Source organism: Ruegeria sp. C10, from assembly GCF_056537805.1.
Map to the genome: position 1 here is coordinate 1,047,504 of NZ_JBQFSC010000002.1, position 26,884 is coordinate 1,074,387.

Annotated in this window: 31 protein-coding genes; 17 read left to right on the forward strand and 14 right to left on the reverse strand. The window is 57.3% G+C overall.

What is annotated here, in order from left to right:
* Positions 1–26: 26 nt before the first annotated feature.
* The 3 genes from ACR0DE_RS13545 to nthA are packed head-to-tail and all read right to left on the reverse strand — an operon-like array spanning position 27 to position 1,641.
* On the reverse strand, positions 27–356 hold the full coding sequence (locus ACR0DE_RS13545; RefSeq protein ID WP_170404914.1) for a nitrile hydratase accessory protein: 330 nt from the start codon (positions 354–356) through the stop codon (positions 27–29).
* A complete protein-coding gene (gene nthB, locus ACR0DE_RS13550; protein WP_480561789.1) occupies positions 353–1,030 on the reverse strand; it encodes a nitrile hydratase subunit beta in 678 nt (225 codons plus the stop codon). The genes ACR0DE_RS13545 and nthB overlap by 4 nt, the downstream gene beginning before the upstream one ends.
* Positions 1,027–1,641 (reverse strand): nitrile hydratase subunit alpha, encoded by a 615-nt coding sequence (nthA, locus tag ACR0DE_RS13555; protein ID WP_480753717.1) that lies wholly within the window; start codon positions 1,639–1,641, stop codon positions 1,027–1,029. The genes nthB and nthA overlap by 4 nt, the downstream gene beginning before the upstream one ends.
* A 151-nt stretch (positions 1,642–1,792) precedes the next feature.
* Here nthA and secG point away from each other — a divergent pair, with 151 nt between their 5' ends.
* The 6 genes from secG to ACR0DE_RS13585 all read left to right on the forward strand — a co-directional run bounded on the left by secG (position 1,793) and on the right by ACR0DE_RS13585 (position 6,158).
* Positions 1,793–2,161 carry a preprotein translocase subunit SecG gene (secG, locus tag ACR0DE_RS13560; RefSeq protein ID WP_010439184.1) on the forward strand — a complete coding sequence of 123 codons (369 nt, stop codon included), beginning with the start codon at positions 1,793–1,795 and terminating at the stop codon, positions 2,159–2,161.
* A gap of 159 nt (positions 2,162–2,320) precedes the next feature.
* Positions 2,321–3,964 (forward strand): CTP synthase, encoded by a 1,644-nt coding sequence (locus ACR0DE_RS13565; RefSeq protein WP_170421030.1) that lies wholly within the window; start codon positions 2,321–2,323, stop codon positions 3,962–3,964.
* A 102-nt stretch (positions 3,965–4,066) separates the two neighbouring features.
* Positions 4,067–4,843: an isocitrate lyase/PEP mutase family protein gene (locus ACR0DE_RS13570; protein WP_480753719.1), complete on the forward strand. Its 777-nt coding sequence runs from the start codon at positions 4,067–4,069 to the stop codon at positions 4,841–4,843.
* Between the two features lie 71 nt (positions 4,844–4,914).
* Complete coding sequence (locus ACR0DE_RS13575; RefSeq protein WP_170393588.1) at positions 4,915–5,208, forward strand: DUF1330 domain-containing protein; 294 nt, start codon at positions 4,915–4,917, stop codon at positions 5,206–5,208.
* 41 nt (positions 5,209–5,249) lie between these two features.
* The gene (locus ACR0DE_RS13580) at positions 5,250–5,699 is read left to right on the forward strand and encodes a tellurite resistance TerB family protein (RefSeq protein ID WP_170393590.1); all 450 of its coding nucleotides are present in this window, start codon (positions 5,250–5,252) and stop codon (positions 5,697–5,699) included.
* Between the two features lie 21 nt (positions 5,700–5,720).
* Positions 5,721–6,158, forward strand: coding sequence for a tellurite resistance TerB family protein (locus ACR0DE_RS13585; protein WP_170393592.1), 438 nt, complete (start codon positions 5,721–5,723; stop codon positions 6,156–6,158).
* 31 nt (positions 6,159–6,189) lie between these two features.
* Here ACR0DE_RS13585 and ACR0DE_RS13590 read toward each other — a convergent pair whose 3' ends face one another.
* A complete protein-coding gene (locus ACR0DE_RS13590) occupies positions 6,190–6,768 on the reverse strand; it encodes a disulfide bond formation protein B (protein WP_170393594.1) in 579 nt (192 codons plus the stop codon).
* 9 nt (positions 6,769–6,777) lie between these two features.
* The gene (locus tag ACR0DE_RS13595) at positions 6,778–6,933 is read right to left on the reverse strand and encodes a DUF5993 family protein (RefSeq protein ID WP_223118239.1); all 156 of its coding nucleotides are present in this window, start codon (positions 6,931–6,933) and stop codon (positions 6,778–6,780) included.
* Positions 6,934–7,299: 366 nt separating this feature from the next.
* Here ACR0DE_RS13595 and ACR0DE_RS13600 point away from each other — a divergent pair, with 366 nt between their 5' ends.
* The 4 genes from ACR0DE_RS13600 to ACR0DE_RS13615 all read left to right on the forward strand — a co-directional run bounded on the left by ACR0DE_RS13600 (position 7,300) and on the right by ACR0DE_RS13615 (position 10,630).
* The gene (locus tag ACR0DE_RS13600) at positions 7,300–8,076 is read left to right on the forward strand and encodes an ABC transporter ATP-binding protein (protein ID WP_170393596.1); all 777 of its coding nucleotides are present in this window, start codon (positions 7,300–7,302) and stop codon (positions 8,074–8,076) included.
* A gap of 33 nt (positions 8,077–8,109) precedes the next feature.
* The gene (locus ACR0DE_RS13605) at positions 8,110–8,859 is read left to right on the forward strand and encodes a transporter substrate-binding domain-containing protein (RefSeq protein WP_480753720.1); all 750 of its coding nucleotides are present in this window, start codon (positions 8,110–8,112) and stop codon (positions 8,857–8,859) included.
* 80 nt (positions 8,860–8,939) lie between these two features.
* Positions 8,940–9,827, forward strand: coding sequence for an ABC transporter permease subunit (locus ACR0DE_RS13610; protein ID WP_170511102.1), 888 nt, complete (start codon positions 8,940–8,942; stop codon positions 9,825–9,827).
* Positions 9,824–10,630 carry an ABC transporter permease subunit gene (locus ACR0DE_RS13615; RefSeq protein WP_170465505.1) on the forward strand — a complete coding sequence of 269 codons (807 nt, stop codon included), beginning with the start codon at positions 9,824–9,826 and terminating at the stop codon, positions 10,628–10,630. The genes ACR0DE_RS13610 and ACR0DE_RS13615 overlap by 4 nt, the downstream gene beginning before the upstream one ends.
* Here ACR0DE_RS13615 and ACR0DE_RS13620 read toward each other — a convergent pair.
* Positions 10,627–11,454, reverse strand: coding sequence for a M90 family metallopeptidase (locus ACR0DE_RS13620; protein WP_480437024.1), 828 nt, complete (start codon positions 11,452–11,454; stop codon positions 10,627–10,629). The two genes, ACR0DE_RS13615 and ACR0DE_RS13620, sit on opposite strands and share 4 nt — an antisense overlap.
* Before the next feature lie 193 nt (positions 11,455–11,647).
* Between ACR0DE_RS13620 and ACR0DE_RS13625 the strand changes: the two genes are divergently transcribed.
* The 5 genes from ACR0DE_RS13625 (at position 11,648) to ACR0DE_RS13645 (ending at position 17,693) form a co-directional block, all read left to right on the forward strand.
* Positions 11,648–12,967, forward strand: a complete 1,320-nt coding sequence (locus ACR0DE_RS13625) for a glutamine synthetase family protein (RefSeq protein WP_480753723.1) — start codon at positions 11,648–11,650, stop codon at positions 12,965–12,967.
* Positions 12,968–13,025: 58 nt separating this feature from the next.
* Complete coding sequence (locus ACR0DE_RS13630) at positions 13,026–13,706, forward strand: type 1 glutamine amidotransferase (RefSeq protein WP_170817601.1); 681 nt, start codon at positions 13,026–13,028, stop codon at positions 13,704–13,706.
* Positions 13,706–15,064 carry a glutamine synthetase family protein gene (locus tag ACR0DE_RS13635; protein ID WP_170393610.1) on the forward strand — a complete coding sequence of 453 codons (1,359 nt, stop codon included), beginning with the start codon at positions 13,706–13,708 and terminating at the stop codon, positions 15,062–15,064. The genes ACR0DE_RS13630 and ACR0DE_RS13635 overlap by 1 nt, the downstream gene beginning before the upstream one ends.
* 12 nt (positions 15,065–15,076) lie before the next feature.
* A complete protein-coding gene (locus ACR0DE_RS13640) occupies positions 15,077–16,381 on the forward strand; it encodes an NAD(P)/FAD-dependent oxidoreductase (protein ID WP_170510700.1) in 1,305 nt (434 codons plus the stop codon).
* A 112-nt stretch (positions 16,382–16,493) separates the two neighbouring features.
* On the forward strand, positions 16,494–17,693 hold the full coding sequence (locus tag ACR0DE_RS13645; protein WP_480753727.1) for a DegT/DnrJ/EryC1/StrS family aminotransferase: 1,200 nt from the start codon (positions 16,494–16,496) through the stop codon (positions 17,691–17,693).
* A 9-nt stretch (positions 17,694–17,702) separates the two neighbouring features.
* Here the strand turns inward: ACR0DE_RS13645 and ACR0DE_RS13650 are convergent, their stop codons facing one another.
* The 4 genes from ACR0DE_RS13650 to ACR0DE_RS13665 form a co-directional block, all read right to left on the reverse strand.
* Positions 17,703–18,458, reverse strand: a complete 756-nt coding sequence (locus ACR0DE_RS13650) for a trypsin-like serine peptidase (protein ID WP_480753729.1) — start codon at positions 18,456–18,458, stop codon at positions 17,703–17,705.
* 8 nt (positions 18,459–18,466) lie between these two features.
* Positions 18,467–19,021 carry a polyhydroxyalkanoate synthesis repressor PhaR gene (phaR, locus tag ACR0DE_RS13655; RefSeq protein ID WP_170583624.1) on the reverse strand — a complete coding sequence of 185 codons (555 nt, stop codon included), beginning with the start codon at positions 19,019–19,021 and terminating at the stop codon, positions 18,467–18,469.
* 136 nt (positions 19,022–19,157) lie between these two features.
* Entirely contained in the window at positions 19,158–19,604 is a 447-nt protein-coding gene (locus tag ACR0DE_RS13660; protein ID WP_170393620.1) for a phasin family protein, read from the reverse strand.
* 132 nt (positions 19,605–19,736) lie between these two features.
* Complete coding sequence (locus ACR0DE_RS13665) at positions 19,737–21,539, reverse strand: PHA/PHB synthase family protein (protein ID WP_480704447.1); 1,803 nt, start codon at positions 21,537–21,539, stop codon at positions 19,737–19,739.
* A 111-nt stretch (positions 21,540–21,650) separates the two neighbouring features.
* On the opposite strand from ACR0DE_RS13665, the gene phaZ reads away from it, so the two are divergent.
* The gene (gene phaZ / locus ACR0DE_RS13670; protein ID WP_170404873.1) at positions 21,651–22,922 is read left to right on the forward strand and encodes a polyhydroxyalkanoate depolymerase; all 1,272 of its coding nucleotides are present in this window, start codon (positions 21,651–21,653) and stop codon (positions 22,920–22,922) included.
* On the forward strand, positions 22,919–23,503 hold the full coding sequence (locus ACR0DE_RS13675) for a DUF6151 family protein (RefSeq protein ID WP_170404869.1): 585 nt from the start codon (positions 22,919–22,921) through the stop codon (positions 23,501–23,503). The genes phaZ and ACR0DE_RS13675 overlap by 4 nt, the downstream gene beginning before the upstream one ends.
* On the opposite strand, the gene ACR0DE_RS13680 is transcribed toward ACR0DE_RS13675, so the two are convergent.
* The 4 genes from ACR0DE_RS13680 to ACR0DE_RS13695 all read right to left on the reverse strand — a co-directional run bounded on the left by ACR0DE_RS13680 (position 23,500) and on the right by ACR0DE_RS13695 (position 26,675).
* A complete protein-coding gene (locus ACR0DE_RS13680; protein WP_170421006.1) occupies positions 23,500–24,210 on the reverse strand; it encodes an alpha/beta fold hydrolase in 711 nt (236 codons plus the stop codon). The two genes, ACR0DE_RS13675 and ACR0DE_RS13680, sit on opposite strands and share 4 nt — an antisense overlap.
* Before the next feature lie 73 nt (positions 24,211–24,283).
* Positions 24,284–24,898: a hypothetical protein gene (locus ACR0DE_RS13685; protein ID WP_480753804.1), complete on the reverse strand. Its 615-nt coding sequence runs from the start codon at positions 24,896–24,898 to the stop codon at positions 24,284–24,286.
* Between the two features lie 20 nt (positions 24,899–24,918).
* Positions 24,919–25,926 (reverse strand): alpha/beta hydrolase, encoded by a 1,008-nt coding sequence (locus ACR0DE_RS13690; RefSeq protein WP_480753734.1) that lies wholly within the window; start codon positions 25,924–25,926, stop codon positions 24,919–24,921.
* Entirely contained in the window at positions 25,926–26,675 is a 750-nt protein-coding gene (locus tag ACR0DE_RS13695; protein ID WP_170817594.1) for an alpha/beta fold hydrolase, read from the reverse strand. Before ACR0DE_RS13695 ends, ACR0DE_RS13690 begins: the two co-directional genes overlap by 1 nt.
* Positions 26,676–26,884: the final 209 nt, after the last annotated feature.

Consider the following 26,884-nt stretch of genomic DNA (forward strand, 5'->3'; position numbering starts at 1 on the left):
CGGCGGGGGCAGCGCCCCCTCTGCTTTTAGCGCAATTGTACGGGATGACCGTGGGGTGTTGTCAGGTAAGCCTCTTCCCATGCATTGCGAAGATCCTGGACATCATCAGTGGGCGCTTCCCCCTGCTCAGCCAGCAGCGCCTCCAAGGTCTCTAACCAAGCGTGAAAGTAATCGTCCCCACCATCCAGATCTTTTTTGAGGCCGTTCCGTTTCAAAGTATTGGAAAACCGTTCCGCCCAGTCCGGCCAATCAAACCGGCCCGCTTCGTTCAAGGCCACTGTGACCGCAAAAACCTGCGCGTGCCAGGGCTCGGCAAAAACCGGCTCGGGGGCCGAGTGAGTGATACAATCGCTCATGCGGGCTCCAAATAAGACTGCCAGAGGTCCAGCACGACTTCATCCGCCGGATGCTCGGGGTTTGCCCAAAGTTCTGAGGCGGGAAACACGACCGCATATAGCGGCTCGGGGGCTTCACCCAACCCATGGGCGTTGGAATCCGGCAGGACATGAGTGCCATGCAGCCTGAGGATGCGACCCGTTGCACCCGCGGCATAGATCGGCAACCGGGTGTGGCCGCCATCAACCAGTCGATTGGCGCTCTGGCTCAAGGTTCGGACTGCTTGTTCGGCTTGAAACCGAACTTCGACGTTCGACGGGCGATCTGCGGGTCCACCTTTGGCCAAAGCGCCTGCGACGGCGTCAGCCATCAGGGTACGCTCAGTCAGAGGATGAACACCATCCCCGTCAACACCGCGCAAATCATCAAGCGTCAGGACACCCTTTTCGACCAGAAGATCAGCCAGACCAGACATCCATTTCTCATAGTAAGAAAACCGCGCGTAGTCCGTAGGAGACAACCTTTCCCGCGCGTGACGTGAGACATCGATATTCCATTGCCCCAGAAACCCCGCAGCGAGCGTTACCGCCAGCGCCCGACCGTGCCAGTCTTCGGCAAACACCGGCGCGTCTTCGGGTTCCGGGTTCACCGGACCATCACCAAAGCGCCCTCCCATATCATGGACCCGCGTCATGACGACACCTTGGGTAGCCCAGTGCCGATCATGCTGTCGCGGGTGACCAGCGTGGCCAGTTCATCCGCGTCCAACCCTTCTGTGCCCTCTGGGCGCATCGGCAGGACGAGGTAACGAATTTCGGCTGTCGAATCCCAGACGCGGACCGAAGCGCCTTCCGGCAGTGTCACTCCAAATTCGGCAAGAACCTTGCGCGGTTCGCGCACTGCGCGGGCGCGGTAGGCATCGGATTTGTACCAACCTGGCGGGATACCCAGCAGTGGCCACGGGTAACAACTGCACAAGGTGCAGACGACCATATTATGCTGTTCAGGCGTGTTCTCGACGACCACCATATGCTCGCCCTGACGACCGTAATAGCCCAGATCCGCCACGACTGATGTGGCGTCTGCCAGCAGTGAGGCTTTGAAATCGGGATCACTCCAAGCCTTTGCAACAACATGCGCGCCGTTCTGTGGCCCTATCTTGTTCTGATAGGTATCGATGATTTCATCCAGCGCTGCAGGATCAATCAGACCCTTGCGGGTCAGAATCGTCTCAAGCGCTTTGACGCGCAGCGCGGGTTCGGGAGGCAACAGGGCGTGCGGGTGGTCGTGATCATCATGTGGCATGAGGCGCAGCCTGCGCGACAGAACAGCGCTCTGTCCAGTCTCTTTGGTGTGATATGAAACATCACCGCACGTGATGCCAACTCGTGACTTGCCCCCGCTGGCAAACTTGCATAAGTACCACGCGATACACGCCACGCTGTACAGGACCACCATGGAAAACGTCGTTCTCATCATCCACCTTCTTCTGGCCTTGGGCCTGATTGTCGTTGTGCTGATGCAACGTTCCGAAGGCGGCGGCCTTGGTATGGGTGGCGGTGGCGGCGGGGCCATGACGGGCCGTGCGGCAGCGACTGCTTTGGGCAAGCTGACATGGATCCTAGCCGCGTGCTTTATCGTCACCTCGATCACGCTGACGATTCTGGCGGCCCAGAAATCTTCTGGCAGCTCGGTGATTGACCGTTTGGGCGTGCCTGCCCCGGCCCCGGCTGAGGAAAGCGCTCCGGCAGTCCCATCGGCAGATGAATTGTTGCCGCCGGCGCAAGGCGACAATGCTCCGCTGATCCCGCAGGCGGCCGACTAAGCCACAAAACCTAGAAAATCATAAGGGAACTGCAACAGCATCTTGCGGTTCTCTTGCGCTATGTGCGCGAATCCTTTATACGTGAAGTCCCGTGATGCAGCGGTTTTTTCGAACCGCCGGGCAGCTAATAATGACGTCTCACGGGAGCAGCCGAAAAACATGGCGCGTTTTATTTTCATCACTGGTGGTGTGGTTTCGTCCTTGGGCAAAGGACTGGCTTCGGCGGCGTTGGGATCGCTGTTGCAGGCCCGGGGATATTCGGTGCGTCTGCGCAAGCTGGACCCCTATCTAAACGTCGATCCGGGCACCATGTCGCCCTTCGAACATGGCGAAGTATTCGTCACCGATGACGGCGCTGAAACCGATCTGGACCTTGGTCATTACGAACGCTTCACCGGTGTGGCGGCACGCAAGACCGACTCGGTCAGCTCGGGGCGGATTTATTCCAATGTGCTGGAGAAAGAGCGCCGTGGAGATTACCTCGGCAAAACCATTCAGGTGATCCCGCACGTCACCAATGAGATCAAGGATTTCATCGCGATTGGCGAGGATGAAGTTGATTTCATGCTCTGTGAAATCGGCGGCACCGTAGGTGATATTGAGGGCCTGCCCTTCTTTGAAGCGATCCGCCAGTTCAGTCAGGACAAGCCGCGCGGTCAGTGTATCTTCATGCACCTGACGTTGCTGCCCTATATCAAAGCCTCGGGCGAGTTGAAAACCAAGCCGACCCAGCATTCGGTGAAAGAGTTGCGCTCGATCGGTCTAGCCCCCGACATTCTGGTCTGCCGGTCCGAGGGACCGATTCCAACCAAAGAACGCGAAAAGCTGGCCCTTTTCTGCAATGTCCGCCCTGACAGCGTGATTGCCGCACAAGACCTCAGCACCATCTACGACGCCCCGCTGGCCTATCACCGTGAAGGTCTGGATCAGGCGGTTCTGGACGCATTCCAGATCAGCCCGGCCCCCAAGCCCGATCTGGCCAAATGGGAAGACGTCAGCGACCGCATCCACAACGCCGAAGGCGAAGTGAAAGTAGCCATCGTCGGCAAATACACCCAGCTTGAAGATGCCTACAAGTCAATTGCCGAGGCCCTGACCCATGGCGGCATGGCCAACCGCGTCCGCGTCAAGATCGAGTGGGTCGATGCCGAGGTGTTTGACAACGAAGACGCCGCACCTCATCTGGAAGGCTTCCACGCCATCCTGGTCCCCGGCGGCTTTGGCGAGCGTGGGACAGAAGGCAAGATCAAGGCCGCTCAATATGCGCGTGAACACAAAGTGCCCTATCTGGGCATCTGTCTGGGCATGCAGATGGCCGTGATCGAAGCCGCACGCAACGCGGCGGGAATCACCGAAGCCGGGTCCGAGGAATTCGACCACGAGGCTGGCAAAAAGCGTTTTGAACCCGTTGTTTACCACCTGAAAGAATGGGTGCAGGGCAACCACAAGGTCGAACGCAAAGTCGGAGACGACAAGGGCGGCACCATGCGTTTGGGCGCCTATAATGCGGTTCTGGCCGAAGGCTCGAAGGTCGCGGAAGTCTATGGCGGCACCCAGATTGAGGAACGCCACCGTCACCGCTACGAGGTCGACATCAAGTACCGCGACAAACTGGAAAAGGCAGGCCTGAATTTCTCGGGCATGTCCCCGGATGGTCGCCTGCCGGAAATCGTCGAATGGTCGGATCACCCATGGTTTATTGGTGTTCAGTATCACCCGGAACTGAAATCCAAACCCTTCGACCCGCACCCCCTGTTCCGCGAATTCGTGCGCGCCGCGAAAGACACCTCGCGTCTGGTCTGATCACGGGCCGATAACAGATTTGTACCAGTCGGCGCGAAATATCTTTACGCGCCGGCGGTTTGCACGGTTAACTGCCGCCATAGCAGCGACAGGAGACCGGCCATGACCGATCAGATTACCCAAGCAGAAACATTTGCCGCCCTGCACAAGAAGGGTGATCCGGTCATCCTCTATAACATTTGGGACCCCGGCAGCGCCGTCGCTGTACGCGATGCAGGGGCCAAGGCGCTGGCGACTGGCAGTGCTCCGGTCGCGATGGCGCAGGGGTTTTCGGACGGCCAGAACATCCCGTTTGAGTTGGCGTTAGACAACGCTCGCCGCATTGTCGAGGCGGTTGATATACCGGTCACCATGGACCTCGAAGGCGCTTATGCCGAGGATACTTTTGGCATATCGGCCAATGTCAAACGCGCGCTGGAAACCGGTGTAATCGGCTTTAACTTCGAAGATCAGGTCGTTGGAACTAAAAATCTTTATGACATCGAAACACAGGCAGCGCGTGTCGCTGCGATGCGCGAAAGCTGTGACGTGGCCGGTGTTCCCGCCTTCATCAACGCCCGCACTGACATCTTCCTCAAAGCCGCTCCGGACACGCATGATCAAGCGATGCTGGATGACGCCATGGCCCGCGCGGCCGCCTACGCCGATGCCGGAGCCAGCGGGTTCTTCGCGCCGGGCCTGAAAGACGAATCCATGATCGGCCAGCTTTGCGCGGCCACCGACCTGCCGGTCAACATCATCGCCCTGCCCGGCACGCCTGACACGCCGACGCTGGCGAAACTCGGCGTGGCCCGGATCAGCTATGGCCCGGTTCCCTATCGGCAAATGACCGCTTGGTTACAGGATTCAGCACGCGCCGCGCTGCAATCCGGTGGATGATCCACTTTTAGGGGATTGCATTTCAACCTGTTCCTCCGCACCTTGCATCCGATACCAGCGGAGGACACCTTGTGGCCAAAGGATACTGGGTTGCCCATGTCGATGTAGACGACATTGAAACCTACAAATCTTACATTGCTGCCAATGCGGCCCCATTCGCCGATTACGGGGCCAAGTTTCTTGTACGCGGCGGCGAGAGGAGCGAGCCTGAAGGCAAGGCTCGCGCCCGCACAGTTGTCATCGAATTTCCCAGCTATGAACAGGCGCTGGCCTGCTATGAAAGCGATGCCTATCAAGCCGCCAAGGCCTTGCGCGATCCGGTTTCGACCGGCGATCTTGTGATTATTCAGGGCTATGAGGGCTAGCACCGCTTGGCGCGCCTCGAATTACGGAATATCCTGCCGATATGTTGAAAAAATTCTTCCAGGCCTTTCGGCCGCCGCAACATGACAAACTGCCCGATCCTGATGCCGAACTGGCCCTGGGGGCATTGCTGGTACGTGTCGCGCAGGCCGACCGCGACTACAAGCTGGAAGAGATCAGCCTGATCGACCGCATTCTTGCGCGACTTTACCAGCACAATGCGATCGAGGCCGCCAAGGTCCGCGCCACCTGCGAAAAATTGCACGCAGCTGCTCCGGAAACAGATACATTCGGCAAACTGATCCGCGAAACCACCGATCTTCAGGAACGCTTGGCCGCGCTTGACGCCCTGTGGGAGGTCGTGCTGGCCGATGGCAACTCGGACGAGGGCGAGGTCAAGATCGTCGAAGAAGCCCGCATTGCCATGGGCCTCAGCTTCAACGACAGCAAAGCGGCACGCGAGCGGATACAAAGCCGCTTGGAAGCGACCTAGGCTATCTCTATATAAACGCTTATGTTCAGTGATTTCCTGTCCCGGCTCACGCAGCCGCAGCCCGACCCGCTTGTCGAAGATGATGCCCGTCTGGCCCTCACCGCCCTGTTGGTGCGTATCGCTCGGTCCGACAACGACTATGCCGATACCGAAATGGCCCGAATCGACCGCATCTCGGCCGAACGCTACGGCCTGTCGCCATTTGAGGCCGCAGCCCTGCGCGCCCGAGCCGAAGACCTTGAAGCCGAGGCGCCCGACACCGTCCGCTTTACTCGCGCCATCAAAGAGGCGATCGCCTATGACGACCGCCTGGCCGTTGTGCAGGCCATGTGGTCGGTCGCACTGGCGGATGGGCACCGCAGCGGTGAAGAGGATTCTCTGCTACGCCTTGTCGTCAGCCTGCTCGGCGTGAGCGATGTGGATTCGGCGCTTGCAAGACAAAAGGCGGCGAAGGTCTGATCAACCGGCAAGCCTTTGGGCGTTGTCAGCGCTATGAATCGCTGCCTTCAAGCTCATTCAGAAACTTGTAGTCCGTCGGTGGATCGTCACAGATGCCAGGCCCACACTCCAAAAGCGCCGAACCAGCGTTCGCGACGGCCAATGCCAAAATCAGGAAAAACGCTGTTTTGGCCAATGTACTTCCTCCGAAGCGTTCGGTTGCCCGAACGTCCGAGGCAAGATCATACTGCTTCTCGAATACCAGCATGATTGCGGTGCCAAGGATGATCAAACCAAAGGCAACTCCCGCCCAGGTATAGAAGTGTAGGCCCAGAACCGGGGAGCCGTAGTGCCCTGTTCCGGGCACGATATGCAGCAGGATCTGGCGGATCGAAACGCTGATCCCAAATATCGCTGCCACCAGCACGATGCCATAGTTTCTGGCGCGCGTACCCCATAACAGGTTCAGAGCAAGCCCGAACCCAACGGCCACGAATCCCACGCGTTGGAGCAAACATAACGGACAGGGCAGTTCGTAAAGGACAAGCTGAAAGTAGAAGGCAAGCACCAGAACCAGGCAAACCGCCAGTGCACCAATCGCATTCATGTTACGAGCAAATTCAGGTGACATTGGACGACCTCACAGTTGAATCGTTAAGGGGGTCGTGGCGTGAAACTTCAGCCAGTAGGCACTCGCCAAAAGCGTCAGCACGAACAATGCGTATGAAATTCTGACCAGCTTAAAGTATGCCAGCACCATCGTGCCGGCGAACAATGCAAATAATAGCGCGATCACAAGAAGCCCCTTACGTGAATTGAATTCGTATATTTCAATCTTTAACTCAAAACGAATTATTCCCAAATTCAAACAGTTTTGGTGATTGGATCAAGCCAGTTCAATAAATTCGGTTTCGCTTAGGATCACCTCGGTTGATCCGGAATCCTGTGACCTGAATCTCTGGGCCGCAATCAAGAGATTGATCTGGCTGACCTGTCGATAATGGTGCATCGAGTCACAGAATGCGCCCAACAAACTGACAGTTTAGACAGCGCGACCGCCCGATTTGGCAATTTCGCTGCGTGAACTTGTCAATTGCGCATTGCATTAGCCCGATTTTTCAGCCCTATTACCGCACCAACACCAATCATATCTGGACTGCCCGTGACAGACGCCGCTCCCGTCATTGAGATCAAGAACCTGCACAAAAGCTTTGGCCAACTCGAGGTGCTCAAGGGCGTGGACATCACCGCGCATCGCGGCGACGTCGTGTCGCTGATCGGATCATCCGGCTCGGGGAAGTCTACCCTGCTGCGCTGCTGCAATCTGTTGGAAGACAGCCAAGAGGGCGAGATTCTGTTCAAAGGCGAGCCCGTCCGTTGGACTGGCAGCCACAATCATCGCCGTCCCGCCGATCCCAAGCAGGTGTTGCGCATCCGCACAAATCTGTCGATGGTGTTCCAGCAGTTCAATCTGTGGGCCCATATGACCATCCTGCAGAATGTGATGGAGGCTCCGGTCACTGTCATGGGCCGCGACAAGGCCGAGGTCGAAGACAGCGCGCGCAAATATCTGGAAAAGGTCGGCATTGGCGACAAATGCGACGTCTATCCGGCGCAACTATCGGGCGGACAGCAACAACGCGCCGCAATCGCACGTGGGCTGTGCATGGAACCTCAGGCGCTGCTGTTTGACGAACCGACCTCAGCGCTCGATCCCGAACTGGAACAGGAAGTGATCAAAGTGATCAAGGATCTGGCCGCAGAAGGCCGCACCATGATCATCGTGACCCATGACATGAAGATGGCTGCGGATATCTCCAGCCACGTTGTGTTCCTGCATCAGGGCCTGATCGAAGAAGAGGGTTCAGCCGAAGACATTTTCACTGCCCCTGAATCCGAACGGCTTCAGGGCTTTCTCTCCGCCACTCAGGCGGCTTAACCAACGGACAGAACCAATAAAGGGGAGTAACTCATGAAAAACCTGATTCTGACCACCGCAGCGCTGGCGTTGACCGCCGGTATCGCAATGGCCGAAACTGTGCGCATGGGCACCGAAGGCGCCTACCCTCCGTACAACTTCATCAATGATGCTGGTGAGATCGACGGCTTCGAGCGTGAAGTCGGTGACGAGCTGTGCAAGCGCGCTGGCCTGGAATGCGAATGGGTCAAGAACGACTGGGATTCGATCATTCCGAACCTGGTTTCGGGCAACTACGATACCATCATCGCCGGCATGTCGATCACTGACGAACGCGATGAGGTCATCGACTTTACCCAGAACTACTACCCGCCGACCGCCTCAGCTTACGTAGCTGCTTCCGATGGCGCTGACACGAAAGGTGGCATCGTCGCTGCACAGACCGCAACCATTCAGGCCGGTCACGTTGCTGAGTCCGGCGCGACTCTGGTCGAATTCGCAACCCCCGAAGAAACCATCGCCGCGGTGCGCAATGGCGAAGCGGATGCTGTGCTGGCGGACTATGACTTCCTGGTCCCGATTGTTGAGGAATCCAGTGGCGAGCTGGTCTTTGTCGGCGATCTTGTCCCGCTGGGCGGTGGCATCGGCATGGGCCTGCGCGAGAGCGACGCAGAACTACGCGGCAAGTTCGATGACGCGATTTCGTCCATGAAGGCGGACGGCACGCTCAACGAGATGCTGGTCAAATGGTTTGGCGAAGGTATCGCTACATACAACACAGACGGCTCGGTCGTAACCAACTAAGCCCTCCGTCCAATTGTCCGGCGCGTGCGCGCGCCGGACCTGCCGGACCTGAGACCGGCCAGACGTTCGAAAGACGCCTTATGTTCTCCTACTGCGCTGATCCTGACACGCTGGGCACGTTCCGCTGGTTCTCGTGCTATCTGACCAATGGCGTCCACTGGTCGTTCTACTTGTCGTTCTTCAAGGTGCTGGGTCTGCTGGCCGTCACCGCCCCGGTCGCCCTGAGCTTCGGTTTTGCCGGCGCTATGGCAGCGCGATCGCATTTCCCGCCGCTTAGCTGGCTGGGTAAGGCCTATATCGCCATCGTGCGTGGCGTGCCTGATATCGCTTTTTTTCTGTTCTTCGTGATCGCTCTGGATCAGGGCTTTGAATGGCTGCGCCATAAAGTGCTCTGCCCTGACTGGACCGATCCGGTGCGGCAGGGCAACGACTTCATCGTCTGTCAGGCCGCCAAGCTGCCACTGGGCACTGCACCCGAATGGGTGCATGAAACCTACGGCTTCTTCCTTGCCGTCGTCACATTCTCTATCGTGTTCGGCGCGTTTGCCGCCAACGTCTTGTTCGGCGGCATGCGCGCTGTACCACACGCCCAGCTTGAGACGGCCGCAGCCTACGGCATGACACGCCGCCAGACCTTTTGGCGTATCCTGGTGCCGCAAATGTGGGTCTACGCCCTACCTGGCCTTTCGAACCTGTGGATGGTGCTGATCAAGGCCACGCCACTGCTTTTCTTGCTGGGCATCGAAGATATCGTCTATTGGGCGCGCGAGTTGGGCGGCACAAAAACATCCCGCTTTACCGATTACCCTCATGGCGACTGGCGCATGTGGTACTTCCTAGCCCTGCTGATCTTCTACCTCGGCATGACCCGTGTATCGGAAATCGGGCTTGAGAAACTGATGCGCCGCCTGTCCCATGGTCAGGCCACATCGGGCGGAGAGCTTCTGCGCAAGGAGACCACCGCATGAGCTGCATCCAGACCATTCAGGACTACGGCCTCCGTTCGCTGGGCTTCGGGGAACGCCTGCTGCCCAAAACCGATTTCACCCTGTGCGAGCACTTCACGCTGATCGGCTCGGGCATGATCTGGAATATCTATTTCGGGATCATGGCGATGGTCACGGGGTTCTTCCTCGCCACCGCGTTGGCCGTCGGCAAAGCCTCGTCGAATAAATGGCTGCGTAAACCGTCCGAGTGGTTCATCTTTTTGTTCCGCGGCTCGCCGTTGTTCATCCAGTTCTTCTTTGCCTATTTCTTCTTCCTGTCGCTGAAGAAGCCCTATCCGATGTTCGACGCCTTCACCTCGGCCTGGCTGGGGGCGCTGATCGTGCTGTTCCTGAATACTTCCGCCTATTCGGGTGAGATCTTCTATGGCGCCCTGCGTTCGATCCCCAAGGGCGATATCGAAGCCGCTGACGCCTATGGCATGTCCGGCTGGTCCCGCTTCCGACGTATCGTTTGGCCCACAATGCTGCGGCTGGCGTGGCCCGCCTATACGAACGAAGCGATCTTTGTGTTCCAGTCGACAACGCTGGTCTTCTTCTCGGCCTTCCCGGCCTGGCAACAACGGGGCGACGCGCTGTACTACGCCAGCTATTTCGCGGACAAGACGTTTAACCCCTTCATTCCATACCCGATTCTAGCGTTCTATTTCATCCTGCTAACGTTGGTCATCGTTTGGGCTTTCGGAAGGGTTAACAAACGCCTGAACCGCCACCTACCGGCCGAGCGAAAAGCAAAGATGCGGTTCCGTCTGAATCTGGCGCGCTAAGCCCACTCCACCGGGTTCAGCCGGAACAGTTTCGAAAGCTGCTCATAGACCTCGGGCACCTCGTGCTTCAGTGCTTTCGGGCGCTCAAAGAACACTTCGACCGAGACGGCAAAGAACTCTTCATGCCCGGTTGCGCCATAGGGGTCGATAACCGTGTGCCGCCCGCTTTCAACCGCGTGAACATGCGCGTCATAGGCGGTCAGGAATACCTTTTCCCATTCGGCAAAGCTCTGCCCTTCACTCAGGATCGGTACGCCATTTGTACCCCCGGACAGATCATCGATCTGATGCGCAAATTCATGCAGCACTACGTTCTGCCCGTCGCGATCATCCAGAGCGCCCTGCTGGCTGTGTGCCCATGATAAAATGACCGGTCCGCGATCCCAGCTTTCCCCGGTCCGCACGATCTCTTTCTCGGACACGACATAGCCCGAGCGCCGCTGCTGCTTTGACTTGAACGCATTGGGATAGATCAGAATGGTCGTCAGATTGTCATACCAAATGTCGCTATTGATCACGAGCAAACAGGCCTGCGCCGCAATCGACAGCTCCATCTCCTCAGTCACTTCCAACCCGTCGCAGCCGTAGAAGCTCACTTGATCCAGAAACAGGTTCACCTTGCCATCCAAGTGGCTGCGCAGCCCGGCGGGCAGCCGCCGGATGATGGGAACTTGCTGATCAATGATGTCCCGTTGATCCGAGGTCAGACGCGTCGCCAACAGCGCCGCGCGGGCCTGTCTCTTGGACCAGACGTAATAGCCGACCCCGCCTGCGATCAGTAACACTATGGTAAGAAAGATGAACATATATGAGACTATAGGCATCGCTACGCCCGGCACAATCGGGCACCTGAATGTTGTACAACTCGGAAGACAGCGGTCTCGACCACTGTACAAGTCGGTTGATTTTCAACATCGCGCCCCACCGCAAGCGACGCCTATTCGTAATTTGATCAAATTTCGTGACAAGACGCTAATCCTGATTTAAACCTCTCGTGACTAGAACACGGAGCCCCCAATGGACCTGAGCGCCCTGCATACATTCCGCGTCGCCGCCTGTGACCTCAACGGTCAGATGCGTGGCAAACGCGTGCCGCCCTCATACGGTGCCAAGTTGGACAAAGGCGCCGTACGCATGCCGTTCTCTGCGCTCAATGTCGATCTCTGGGGCGCTGATATCGAAGGCAGCCCGCTTGTCTTCGAAAGCGGTGATGCAGATGGTGTGTTGCGCCCCACCGGGCGTGGTCCGGTTCCCATGCCCTGGCTTGATACACCCACCGCGCTGGTGCCCATGTGCCTGTACCACGATGACGGCACGCCTTTTGCGGGCGATCCGAGACACGCGCTTTCTGCGGTTCTAGATCGATTTTCCGAACGGAGCTGGTCGGTCATCGCCGCCACCGAACTCGAGTTCACTCTGCTTGACGCCTCAGGCGACCAACCGCAGCCTCCGATCAACCCGGTCACGCGCCGCAGGCTGCGGGACGAAGCCGTTCTGTCGATGGCCGAAATGGACGCGTTTGATGCGTTCTTCACCGACCTCTATGATGGTTGCGCCGCTATGGGTATTCCTCCTCAGACTGCAATATCTGAAAGCGGGATCGGTCAGTTCGAGATCAATCTGAACCATCAGGACGCCATGCGCTGCGCCGATGATACGTGGCTTTTCAAGACCTTGGCGCGTGGCGTGGCCCGCAAGCATGGCTTCACGGCAACCTTCATGTCCAAGCCCTATGCCGAGGATGCGGGCAACGGAATGCATGTGCATTTCTCAGTCGTCGATGTCGATGGACGCAATGTCTTCGATGACGGAGGGGCCGAGGGAACCGATGAACTGCGCTCGGCGGTTGCTGGATGTCTGACCGCGATGCCCGGCTCTACGCTGATCTTCGCACCGCATGGCAATTCTTACACGCGCCTGGTGCCTGGTGCCCACGCACCCACCGGAGCAAGCTGGGCCTATGAAAACCGCACGGCGGCCCTGCGCATTCCGGGTGGTGCCCCTGCCGCCCGACGGATCGAACATCGCGTTGCTGGCGGTGACATCAACCCCTATCTCATGCTGGCCGCAGTTCTGGGCGCGGCAATGGTTGGGATCGAGGATGGCCTGCGACCGCCCAGCCCGATTTCGGGCAATGCCTATGAGTTGACGGATCTGCCGCAGCTGGCAGCAGACTGGCCGTCGGCCATCTCTGCTTTCGAAACTGACCCGGTAGTTGCGCGCATTTTCCCGGACGATCTGATCCGCAACCTGGTAATGACCAAACGGCAGGAAATTGCGCGATTCGCGTCCCACCCCCCTGACGAGCACTGGCTCAGCTATCTTGAGAGCGTCTGAACCTCTTGCCCAGCTCGCTTCGCTTCGTTAGAATAAATTTGATCAAATTTGGTGAACTATGAAAATCGGCATCCTTGTAACCGGCCACCCACCCGATGAATTGCATGAACAATTCGGGGAATATGATGGCATGTTTCGCGCATTACTGGGTGGGAACGGCTTTGAATTCCAATCATACGCAGTGGTCGATGGTGAGTTTCCGGAAGACGCGCATCAGGCCGACGGGTGGATCATCACCGGATCTCGTCATGGCGCATACGAAGATCACGCTTGGATTCCCCCGCTTGAACAGCTGATCCGGGATATTCAGAAGACAGGGAACCCCTTGATTGGTGTTTGCTTTGGCCATCAGATCATCGCACAAGCGCTTGGTGGAAAAGTGGAAAAGTTTGATGGTGGCTGGGCTGTAGGACGCACGGAATACAGCTTTGGCGATCAGACCGTCACCTTGAATGCTTGGCATCAGGATCAAGTGACCAAACTGCCCGCAGGTGCGGTGGTCACCGGTACGAATGACTTTTGCCAAAACGCCATGGTCACCTATGGCGATACGATCTGGACCGTGCAGGCCCATCCTGAATATGGAAATGACTTCATACAGGGCTTGATGGAGACCCGAGGCAAAGGCGTGGTTCCCGATGCGTTGATGCAGGCGGCAGCGAACCGAAAAGATGCCCCGGATGATAATGCCAAAATCGGACACCACATGGCAGAGTTCCTAAAGAAAGTGAGGGCCTGATGGCCGACTGGACAGATCAGCTGCCTGAGGCGGCGCGCACCTACTTTGAAGGCAAACGGCTGGATGAGGTTGAATGCATCATCTCTGACCTGCCCGGCATCGCCCGCGGCAAGGCGGTCCCGGCGTCAAAGTTTGCCAAGCAATCCTATTTTCACCTACCCGACAGCATTTTCTACCAGACCATCACAGGGGATTGGGGCGAAGCTGCAGGTGAGGACGGTTTCATTGAGCGGGACATGATCCTGAAACCCGATTTCTCAACTGCGTCGGCCGCTCCTTGGACGGGTGACTGGACCTTGCAGGTGATTCACGACGCGTTCGATCGAGATGGAGAGCCGATCCCTTTCAGCCCCCGCAATGTGCTCAAACGCGTTGTGAAGATGTATCACGACAAAGGTTGGAAGCCGGTTGTCGCCCCCGAGATGGAGTTTTTTCTTGTCGCGCCAAATGTAGACCCGGCGCAGGGTATCAAGCCGATGATGGGCCGCTCGGGCCGACCTGCGGCGGCGCGCCAGGCTTACTCGATGACAGCGGTCGATGAATTCGGGCCGGTGATCGACGACATCTACGACTTTGCCGAGTTTCAGGGGTTTGAGATCGACGGGATCACGCAAGAAGGCGGTGCCGGACAACTAGAGATCAACCTGCGCCATGGCGATCCGGTGAAGCTGGCGGACGAAGTATTCTATTTCAAACGCCTGATCCGCGAAGCCGCGCTACGTCACAACTGCTTTGCTACGTTCATGGCAAAACCGATCGAAGATGAGCCGGGCTCGGCCATGCACATCCATCACTCGATCATCGAAAAAGAAACGGGACAGAACATCTTCTCCGGCCCACAAGGTGGCGAGACGGATGCGTTTTATCACTTCATCGCCGGCTTGCAGAACCACCTGCCTGCAGGGCTGGCGGTGATGGCTCCGTATGTGAATTCTTATCGCCGTTACGTCAAAGACCATGCGGCCCCGATTAATCTGGAGTGGGCACGCGACAATCGCACAACTGGCATTCGCGTACCTCTGTCCGGCCCCGAGGCGCGCCGGGTCGAAAACCGCATCGCAGGCATGGACTGCAACCCTTATCTTGGTATCGCATTGTCGTTGGCCTGTGGCTATTTGGGCCTGACTCAGCAAGAACGCCCACGCCGCCAATTCTATGGCGACGCCTATGAAGGCGACGGCGATATCCCTCAGATCATGGGTGAAGCTCTGGATCTGTTTGATGAAGCCACTGCCCTGCACGAAGTTCTGGGTCCCGAGTTCGCCCGTGTCTACGGCATCGTCAAACGTGCTGAATACGAAGAGTTCCTGCAGGTCATTTCCCCGTGGGAACGCGAGCATCTGCTGATGAACGTCTAGGGCAAAGACGCGATGAACCTGCTGTATTCTAATGACCGCAAGGCGGAGTACCCGCCAAGCTGGTATGCCGCGACGGCACACGCCTTTGACCGCCACCCGGCGCTTGAAGGCGACCATACCGCAGACGTCTGCATTGTCGGAGGCGGATACACGGGCCTTTCGGCAGCATTGCACCTGGCTGAGGCTGGGTTCGATGTCGTCCTGCTGGAAGCACATCGCGCGGGCTTTGGGGCTTCGGGTCGCAACGGAGGCCAACTGGGCAGCGCGCAGCGTTTGGATCAAGAGGATCTTGAACGGCTTGTCGGCGATGAAGATGCGTTAAAGCTTTGGGATCTGGCCGAAGAAGCCAAGGATCTGGTCAAATCTCTTATCTCAAAACATCAGATCGATTGCGACCTGAAGCCCGGCATTGCGGTTCTGGGCTTTAACAACTCGGAGCGCGCAGAGCTACATGATCACGCGGCGCATCTGTCGGGCAAATACAAATACGACCAAATCGAAACTTTAGATGCCGATGCCGCGCGCGGGCTTTGCCCTTCACCAGCCTATGCGGGTGGGTATCTGGACAATGGTGCCGCGCACCTACACCCGTTGAACTACGCCCTCGGCCTTGCGCGTGCCGCTGTCAGAGCCGGGTTAAGACTGCATGAAGACACCGAAGTTCTTGGCATCGATCAGGGCGCTCGTGTTACTGTACGCACTGAAAAGGGCACGATCACTGCCGATCACGTTATTCTGGCCTGCAACGGATATCTCGGAGATCTGAACCGGCAAGTTGCATCGCGCGTGATGCCCATCAACAATTTCATCGCGGCAACCGAACCTTTGGGCGCTGAAGTGCAAAAAGTTTTGGCCAAAGATATCGCCGTTGCTGACACCAAGTTCGTGATAAACTATTTCCGGCTAAGCGCCGATGGCAGGCTGCTGTTTGGGGGTGGCGAAAGCTATGGTTATCGTTTCCCCGAGGACATCGCCGCAAAAGTCCGCAAGCCGATGACCGAGATTTTCCCGCATCTGCGTGACGTCAAAATCGACTACGCATGGGGCGGAACGCTGGGCATCACCATGCGGCGCATGCCCTATTTGACCCGGGTTGCGCCAAATATCCTGTCCGCCTCGGGTTATTCTGGCCACGGCGTCGGCACCGCGACCCATGCGGGGCAACTCATGGCGTTGGCGATCCAGGGGCAGGCTGAGGGGTTCGATACCATGGCCCGCGTTCCTGCAGTGCCCTTCCCGGGTGGTCCTGCTTTGCGGACGCCGTTGCTGATACTGGCCATGACTTGGTATGCGCTGCGTGACAGGCTGGGTATCTGAACACATTCTTTACGACGAATTGGTGAAATCTCGCTGACGATGCGAATTGGGACTTGGCTTGCCTGCATATCGAATTTATATTTCCCAAAGATAAAATTCGGGAAATCCAAATATGACGCTTGTACCCAACGTTCATGAAGCCGAACCCATCCCCACAGCCGCCCGAGACGCAATCGACGCCCTGATGAAGTCAGGCGATCTGTTTCGCTATACCGCACCTCAGGATGCGCCCGTTGCTCTCCTGGAGGCAGAGTTTGCCGAACTGCTCGGCACAAAATACGCGCTGGCGGTCTCTTCCTGTTCTGCCGCGCTGTTTTTGTCGCTCAAGGCGCTTGGGCTGCCCCGCGATGCGCGGGTTCTGATCCCCGGATTTACCTTTGCCGCCGTGCCGTCATCGATTGTTCACGCGGATTGCATTCCGGTTCTGTGCGAGGTCGGGGACAATTATCGCGTCGATATGGCCGATTTCACGGCCAAGCTGGACAGCGTGCAGGCAGTGATCATCAGCCATATGCGCGGCCATACCTCGGACATGGACGCGATCATGGAGCTGTGTGAAGCGCGCGATATCCCGGTGATCGAAGACGCCGCCCACTCATTGGGCACAACCTGGCATGGGCGCAATATTGGCACCATCGGTAAGGTCGGCTGCTTCTCGTTCCAGTCCTATAAAATGATCAACGCAGGCGAAGGTGGCATTCTGGTCAGCGACGATGCGGATCTTGTGGCGCGCGCTGTCATCATGTCGGGCGCATACGAGCACAACTGGAAAAAGCACTCTGGCTCACCAGAGCTGGAACAGGCCTTTGCCAAATGGCAGAACCAGTTGCCACTGTATAACCTGCGCATGAGCAACCTCAGCGCTGCAGTCATTCGTCCGCAAATCCCCGAATTGGCACGCCGTGTCCGCGACGGGCTGGCAAACCATGACTATGTGGCTGATCGTCTGAACACATCGCCCTACATCGATGTCCCTGCCCCTCTGACACCCGAGCAGCGCGCACCGGATTCGATCCAATTCAATCTGGTTGACCTCAGCGACGATGAAATCCGCGCCTTTGCCGCCGCAGCCGAGGCACGCGGTGTCAAGGTGCAGGTCTTTGGCCTGAGTCAGGATAACGCTCGTGCCTTCTGGAACTGGCAGTTCCTACCCGAACAGTTCGACCTGCCACAGACCCGTGCGATGCTGATGAAGGCCTGCGATGTACGTCTGCCCGTGCGTTTGACGCGCGATGAACTGGACGTAATCTCGGACATCCTGCTGGCTTCTGTTGGCGAGGTTGTTGGCCCGGTGCCAGTCTACGGGACCTGATCGTCAGTACTATTGCAGATCAAGGTCATGAACTGAAAGTAACAATGCGTCGATCCCGTCAGGGGTTGGCGCGACGCGCGACAAAATCCCGGCAACGGCAAGCCCGGTTTCTGTTTGCATCAGAAACGGCGCACCGGAATCCCCCATCATGACGGGGCAGATCGCGCGCATCAGCCCTTGGCCGGCCTGTGCGGCATTACAGCTATCGGTGCGACTGAGCACGTGGGGCCGCAATCCGGGATAGCCCGCGAACGAGCCCATCTGCGGGACAGTCCGGGAAATACCGAAAAAACCAACCTGCTCTCCAATTGGCTCGGCCAACTCCAACACGGCCCAATCCAGATCGGCGCGATTGTTGAATACACCGTCGCGCCCCTGTTCCGAATCCAGCCGATAGGCCAATACATTGGACACGGCGGCAGCCTCGCCGCGCTGATACCCTGCGGCAAACCGGATACTGGCCGGAGGAATCCAGCGGTTGCGCGCGCTGTTGTACAAGCAATGTGCCGCGGTCAAAACCAGCCGCTCAGACACCAGTACGCCGGTACAATGGGACCGCTGGCTGCGGCTGGCAAAATTGACCCGGCCAATGGCGCGCCAGGGCGGGGTCGTTGCATCCAGAATTTCGCGCGCGCGAATCTCATCGCAGCCCGCAGCCGTATCCCGACCCATTGTGCAGATAGGTTCCCACACGGATGTAAACTGGCCTTGGGCCTGTGCAGTCTGGGCCCAGATCAACGCGCCCAGAACAGACAGCCAGCGCATCGGTCAGGCTAGCTCAGCTTCGATAGTTTTTGCTGCAGCTCGGCAAGTTGCTTTTTGATGTCGTCCAGATCCTCTTTGGGCTCGGGGGAGGCTTCTTGCTCGTCATCCGGCCCTGACCAGTTCCCCGACAGACCACCGGTCATGGCTTTTAGAAACGCCTTTTGCTGCGCCTGCATCGCCTCGAACCCCGGCATCTGGGACATCGGGTTCATAGCGTTCATGTTTTCCATCATCTTGGACTGGCTCTCGCGCAGCATGTCGAATGAGCTTTGCAGGAATTGCGGCATCATGCCCCCACCCGGCACCATGTAGCTGCGCACCAGATCGTTCAGCACATTAATCGGCAGAACATTTTCGCCACGGCTTTCGTGTTCGGCAATGATTTGAAGCAGATACTGACGAGTCAGGTCATCACCGGTTTTCAGGTCAATGATCTGAACCTCGCGCCCGTCGCGGATGAAACCGGCGATATCTTCAAGAGTCACGTAATCGCTGGTCTCGGTGTTATACAGCCGACGGCTGGCATAGCGCTTGATCAGCAGAGGTTTGTCTTGTTCCGACACCCTGTACCCTCCCCAAGGATGATGCGTTGCAGCGCAGGTTATGCGACTGCAGAACAAAAAGAAAGGGCAGGTCAAGCGACCTGCCCGCAGCGATTGCACCATTTGGGAGGAATGGGTGCTAAGTCGCAGTCTTATCTTACTTGGTGGTTGCTGCTTTCTTTGCTGCAGCGGTCACCTCGTTGGTGGCTTTTTTGACGGCTGCGGTTGCATCTTCTGCAGCGTCTTTGCCAGCCGCCATCAGCAGCTCAACTGTTTCGGTCTGAACTTTTTTCGCGATCTCAGCGAAAGCAGCCAGGTTTTCAGCAGCAACTTCAGCCGACGCGCTTGCGAAGTCGGTTGCAGCTTTTGCGTAATCCGCAGGCTCGGTTTTTGCTTTCGACATCTCGGTCAGTTTGGCCAGGGTTTCTTTGGTCCATTTGTTCGAGATTTCAGCCGATTTCTCAGCTGCGTCCAGAGCAACACCCGACAGCTTTTCGTTCAGAGAAGCGGTCGATTTGAATGCGTCTTCCAGAGCGGTTGTGTCAACCGGGAACGCGCCCATCATGTCTTTCAGGGTCGCGGTAAAGTCTTGGGTCTTTGCCATTGTCCTAAATCCTTCTAGCCGTTCCGGGCCCACCCCGGTTCTCATCAGCTTGAAGGCAATATGATTGCTGCATTGCAGCATTGCAAGTTTTTTCTTGCTGCAATGCAGAAAAATTTGAGTTTCAAAATGATATCAGCGGTTTGCCTTGACCAAAACATAGGTACCCGGAGCCGGGCAAAGGCGTGGATGATCCGAATCGCCGGTATCGCGCGCGGGAACCTGCTTGCCTGATCGCTTCTTTAACCACGCTTCCCACATCGGCCACCACGAACCTTCGTGGAAGTCAGCCTCTTTCAGCCATGTATCGGCATCACACTTCAGCTCAGGATTGGTGTAATGGCCATATTTTTTCTTACTGGGCGGATTTACGATGCCCGCGATGTGGCCGGACTCGGACACCACAAAGGTCTTCGACTTCGCGCCCATCTGCTGCACCCCGCGATAGCAATCCTTCCATGCGGCAATATGATCCGTCTCGCAGGTGATCGCCATCAAAGGCACATCGACATCCTTGATATGCAGCTTATGGCCAAGCAATTCGAACCCGTCGTTGACGAAATCGTTGCTCTGACACAAACCGCGCAGATACTGGATCGCCATCCGACCTGGCAGGTTGGCCCCGTCGCCGTTCCAGTACAACAGGTCAAACGCTGGCGGTGTTTCACCCATCATGTAGCTGCGGATCGCCGGCGTATAGATGAGATCTCTGGATCGCAGGAAAGACATCGTTCGCCCGATGATCCATGCCTTTAGAATACCATCCTTCGAGACCTGTTCTTCGATGCCATCCACAAAGTCATTTTGCAGGAACGGCGTGAACTCCCCCTGCTCACCAAAGTCTGTCAGGGTGGTGAAGAAAGTGGCAGATTTGATCGACTTGTCGCCGCGCTGCTTCATCAGCGAAAGCGTCAGGCTAAGCGTCGTACCGGCGATGCAGTAACCCACTGCGTTGACCTGCTTGACCTTGCAGATTTTTTTCGCCTCTTCGATGGCGGTCAGGAACCCTTCCTGAATATAGTCCTCCATCCCAATATCGGCGTGCGAGCTATCGGCATTCACCCAGCTGACCACAAACAGGGTATAGCCCTGCTCGGTCACCCATTTGATCAGGCTGTTCTGAGCCTTCAGGTCCAAGATATAGAACTTGTTGATCCAAGGCGGGAACAGAACGATCGGCGTTTCGTGCACCGTCTCGGTCACCGGTTTATACTGGATCAGTTCCATCATTCGGTTGCGATAGACGACGTCGCCGGGTGTAGTTGCGATATTCCCGCCAATCTCAAAGGCACTTTCGTCAGCAAGTCTGACAACCATTTCGCCGTCATTGGCCTCAAGGTCCGACACGAGGTTCTCCAGCCCCTGTATCAGGGACTGCCCTTCGGTCTCGATCGCCTTTTCCAGCGCATCGGGGTTGGTGGCCAGAAAATTCGTTGGCGCCATCATATCTATGATCTGTTGCGAGAAGTACTGCAGACGCTGCTTATCCTTGGTTTCCAGATCGTCAACCGATGCAACGGCCTGCGCGATCGCTTCGGCATTGGTTTGGTACTGCTGGCGAATGAGGCGAAAGTAGGGGTTGGTTTCCCACATTGGATTGGCAAACCGTTTATCTTTGGTAGCGGCTGGGGGCACATCCCCGTCGCTTTGGGTCATCGCTTTCTGCGCTTCCGCAAAGTTGAGAACCGATTTTCCCCAATACTCAATTTGCTGCTCCAACAGCTTTGTGGGGTTTTGAAACGCTTCAGCCCAATACGCAGTTGCTGCTTTTGCAAAAAGCTCTTGATTCGGGCCATCCAGAGCGGGGGTGTGCGGCGTTTTTCCGGCCATGACCTCGACCAGGCGTTTGGACAGTTCTTCTACTTTGTCCATATTTTCTTTAAGTCGTTCAATATGTTCTTCGGTCAGTTTTGGCGTCTGGTCTTCGGTAGTTGTCATTTTAACAATTCCCCCCTAGTCTCGCTGCTGTGCAGAATAACGTCGTTGGCGTCGGGGGGCAAAGCGGCGAATGGTCCGAATTCTCAGGCTGATACTCAGGAGGCACATTCGATGCGCTACATGATGACCTATGACCTGATGGAAACCATGCGTAACACCAACCAATGGCTTGGTGCAACCGCAAGCGCGATGGCATCCTACCCCCTGTTCTCGATGACACCCAACCCGGCCTTCAACTGGATGGCTGCATGGGGCGAAGTAACCGAGCGCACATTCCAGCGTATGGTCGTCAAGCCTGATTGGGGCATCCGCACCTTTACCTGCGAAGACGGCAAGGACCATCTGGTCGATATCACAACCGTGCTTGAGCGTCCTTTCGGCGACCTGATCCATTTCCGCGTTAATGGACGCAAAGAACAGCCGCGCAAGGTGCTGCTGGTTGCGCCGATGTCGGGGCATTACGCGACCCTGCTCCGCTCGACCGTCAAAAGCCTGCTTGTCAATTGTGAGGTCTACATTACCGATTGGCATAACGCGCGCGACATTCCCGTGTCCGAAGGCAAGTTCGATGTCGAGGATTACACGCTCTACCTTGTCGATTTTATGAAAGAGCTCGGCCCCGATACGCATGTTATTGCGGTTTGTCAGCCCGCACCGCTGACTCTGGCCGCAACCGCCTATCTGGCCGAGGTCGAGCCGAAGGCGCAGCCAAGTACCCTGACGCTGATCGGCGGTCCCGTCGACCCCGACGCAACTCCGACCGAAGTTACGGATTTTGGTCGCCGTGTTACGATGGGTCAGTTGGAAGAAACGATGATCCAGCGGGTTGGCTTTAAATACAAGGGCGTAGGCCGGATGGTGTATCCCGGCTTGCTACAACTGGCTTCGTTCATGTCAATGAATGCCGAACGTCACAGCAAGGCGTTCTCGGATCAGATTCAGCGCGTTATTCGTGACGAGGCATCCGACCACGATGCCCATAACCGGTTCTATGACGAATATCTGGCGGTGATGGACATGACTGCCGAGTTCTATCTTTCGACCGTTGAACGTGTCTTCAAAAACCGTGAGATCGCGCGCAACGAGTTCGTTGTAGCCGGCCACAAGGTAGATATCGGCAAGATCACTGATGTGGCTGTGAAATCGGTCGAAGGCACGAATGACGATATCTCAGCCCCCGGGCAATGCATCGCGGCGTTGGATTTATGCACGGGTCTGCCCGACAGCAAAAAGGCCAGCCATGTTGAACCCGGCGCGGGTCACTATGGCATTTTTGCGGGCCGCAGCTGGCGCGACAACATCCGTCCGCTAGTGATTGATTTCATGAATGAAAACAGCCGAAAACCCCGTCAACGAGCCGCCAATAGCAACAAAGTTGCATGAGCCGCGCAGCGGCAGGAGACCTTCCTTTCCGTTGCAATTGCGGCGCCCTTTCGGGGCGCATTACTGAACACGGCGTCGTATCCGGCACTCATGTCGTATGTTTTTGCCATGACTGCCGCGCGGCTCAGCTGTATTTTGAACAGCCCGACCCTGCGCCCGACCCAGTCGAGGTGTTTCAGATGTCACCGGAAGACATTAAGATCGATGCAGGGGTCGAGCACTTGGCAGCTATGCAACTTAGCCCCAAGGGCATGTTGCGATGGTATGCCAGATGCTGCAACGCGCCGCTGGCCACGACGCCGACAACTCCAAAATTTCCGTTCGCGGGTTTTATCGTCAAACGTATTCCCCACCCCAGCAGTTTGGGTCCCATTACAACGCGTGGATTTGTGCCAAGGGCTGACGGCAAGCAGTCTCATGAGAAAATCCGCTATGCCGCTATGGGTCTGCTTAAACGCGTACTAAAATCGCGTCTGTTCGGGAGCTGGAAGAAAACGCCATTCTTTGACTCTGAAACCGGTCGGCCGGTGGTGCAACCAACTGTTCTGACCAAGAACCAGCGCGCGGTTTTCTACGACTAGGTCAGCCGCAGTGGTTTCCGGAGCCAATCCTGCAGCATCGCAATCACGGATTCGGGTGCTTCCAGTGTCGGATAGTGCCCGGCCTCATCAATCACGCGCAACTCTGCATCCGGAATGAGATCAGCCATGAAGGTATTCTTGCGGACCGGATTCTCCGCATCATGGGCACCGCAAATGATCAGCGTGGGCATCCTGATCCGGCGCAGCGTGCCTTGTTGGTCCGGACGGCGTTGCAGGGTTCTTATCTGACGCACAAACACATCCGAGCCCAATTCCTCGGCCATCTGCAACACTTCGTTCAAAATCGGGATGCGTTGCGGACCGGGAGACAACATGTCCGAGCCGATCAGCTTGCGCATCACTTCGTCCAACCTCCCCGCCTGCGCGCCAACAATCAGGTCTTCGCGACTCGCCGCGATATGAGGTGTGTCGGCCTGCGCATCCGTCGCCAGCAAGGCCAGTCGTGTCACCCTCTCAGGTGCTCGCCGCACGATCTCAAGCGCGACGCCACCACCCAGACCAAACCCGCACAAAGCAAACCGGTGCGGCAGTTGATCCAGCAAGCCCGACGCGATCTCTTCGAACCGTTCACCGCCAGTGATCGGTGCGACCATAACTGCACGTTCACGCGACAGCGCGGTGATCTGCGCCTGAAACAACCGTGCATCGCACATCAATCCGGGTAGCAAAACCAACGGCTCGATCACCTCGGTGCCCTCCGCTCGTTGTTATTGTTTTGTTACAGGATGAGAGGTTTGCCAACAGCGGGCAAGCAAAACTTCACGGATAGCTGATCGCCCGAAACGGTGGGAAATCCGCATAGCGTTCCTGCCTTTGGCCCAGCGGTTCATCTGGCTCCGCCCCGGCCCGCAACAAGCAGCCGCGCGGGGCGATGTAGCTGTCGATCCTCCGTACGGGCGCGGGCCGCCAAACCAGATTGAACGCGCATAATTTGGGAAAGAACCAAATCTCGGAATAATCCAGATGGTCATGCATCCACCACGCCAGATCGCGCCAATCGCGCCCCTGCGCATAGCGGTCTGCAAACCACGGAATTACCACCGACGCCCCTGCTACACGTGCGTCACCTTCGCCCCAATCCCAAATGTGGCACTCCAACGGGTTGTCATTGCGGGCACAGTTCAACCTGTTCTCGTTCCCGAACCGGTTCAGAGATCGCGAGCGATAGCCCGAGCGCACTGCAATACGACCAAAGGTTTCTTCCAGCGGATCCAGCAGGGTCTCGCAAAACGCGCGCCCGGTCTCGATCGCAAGATCAGGGTTGTCGGGAATATTTTGCAATTCGTGAAAGTTCCCGATCTCGGAATATAGAAAATCACGCATGAAAAAATGCCGGGATAGTCGCACGCGACCCAACATCTCAAGGCTCCACATGCTGCCCGGTCTACGCATATTCAGCCCCCGCTTTGCTTCGGAATCCCCTGCTCCAACAGCCATTCCAATATGCCCGCGACCGCCGCGTCGGTCTGACCCGGTGACATCAGACGCCCCGCGACCACGTGTGAGGTCGGATCATCCCCGGGCCCCATTGTCACCAATGAAACCATCGCCTGACCACCCCAGGTCTTGGCCGCCTCATGCATTTTATCCGGACGCACCACCTGATCATCATCAGAAAACCAGAACAGCGCCGGGACCCGCGCGCCCGAGAAGTCAAGCGCATTGACCGCATCCACAAGGGCAAACATCGGCACGACCGCCTCCCATGGATAAACGGTTGTCCAAAAGATGTTCTTCTCGGGATCAGTGCTTGAGACATCCCGGTCCTGTCCCATCAAAGGCGGCAGCCAATGCCGGGCCCACGGCAAAGATGGCACCCAGGAACCAGCCGAGTTTACGCCAAAGTTCGGCGACACCAAAACCAATGCAGCCACATCAGTGCTCAGTTCCGTATCCATCGCAGCCGCGGCGGCCAATGTCGCCCCCGTCGAGGTTGCGATCACAATTACTTGCTCACCAACAGCCCTGGCGGCAGCCAACGCCTCTGCTGTATCCTGCATCCAGCCCGACGCCGTACCTTCGGCCATTGCGTCCCCATCGCGGCCATGCCCTTGAAGCCTTGTGTAGACAAGGTTGGCACCCAACGCGTCCGCAACGCGATCAGGTACTGGCCTGATCTCCTCGGACGTGGCGGAAAACCCATGAATGTAGAGCACTGCATAAGCTGTCCGCTGTTCGACAAAACCATCTTGCCAGACCACGCGCTTTTCAACACCTGGCACGATGTCATCATAGGCGGATTCGATGCTTTCAAAGTAAACCTGAACGCCCTCGCCAAATTTGCGCGGATCGAAACGCGGATGCAGGTCCACTGGCTCGCGCGGGCCAAAGGCGTAGATCAACACACCAACCAGCGTCAAACCCACCAGCACCCGCCCCAAAACCCAGCCCAGGCGACGCATCAGGTGCCTTCCAGGACTTCTCGCAGAGCCTGCTCAATCAACCCGAGGCATCGCTCATCCGAGAACCTGTGATCCGCATCTTTGACCAGCAGCAGTTGCATGTCCGGACCAGTGGCATGATCCAGCAGGCGCACTGCCGTATCGGTCGAGACGGCCGTATCTGCTGTCCCCTGCAGGAGACGCACAGGGAAAGGCAGATCAAGCGAAGCGCGCAAAACCAACCGCTGCCGCCCATCCTCAATCATCCGCTTGGTGATGACGTAGGGCTCCATGTAGTCCGATGGCAGTTCTACATGTCCAACCGTCTCTAGTTCAGATTTTTGCTGGTCCGAAAACGACGCCCAATACCCGTCCTCGGTAAAATCTGGGGCCGCCGCAATTGTCACCATACCTGCGATCCGTTCGGGCATGACACGCGCCAGCAACAGCGCTTGCCACCCGCCCATCGACGATCCCACAACAACCAGCGGACCATCAGTTAACCGAGAAACTGCGGCCAGCGTATCCTCGTGCCAGTCCCCGATACACCCGTCAGTAAAGGCGCCCGAGCTTTCACCGTGCCCCGAATAGTCAAACCGAAGGAACCCCTGCCCGCGCGCGCGAGCCCACGCTTCCAGGTGCAGCGCCTTGGTGCCCTCCATATCTGATTTCAAGCCACCTAGAAAAACGATGGTCGGCCCGCGCCCATCACTCTTGTGATACGCCAGACGTCGTCCCTGCGCGGTTTCCAGAAATTCTGCCTCTGCCATGCTACCCTCATTGCTTGTCAGCCCATCATGCATGTCACGCACCTCTCTGCAATTGCCCGATCCTTCTTCATCTGGCTAAAAATACCTCGGGGAGTGCGAGGGGCTGGCCCCTCGCTCCTGCCCTTGACACCTGTGTCCCCACCTGCCACATGAGCCGAGCATACATAACCCGCAACCGGGCGTTCAGTGGGCGCCAAACCGACGAGGAG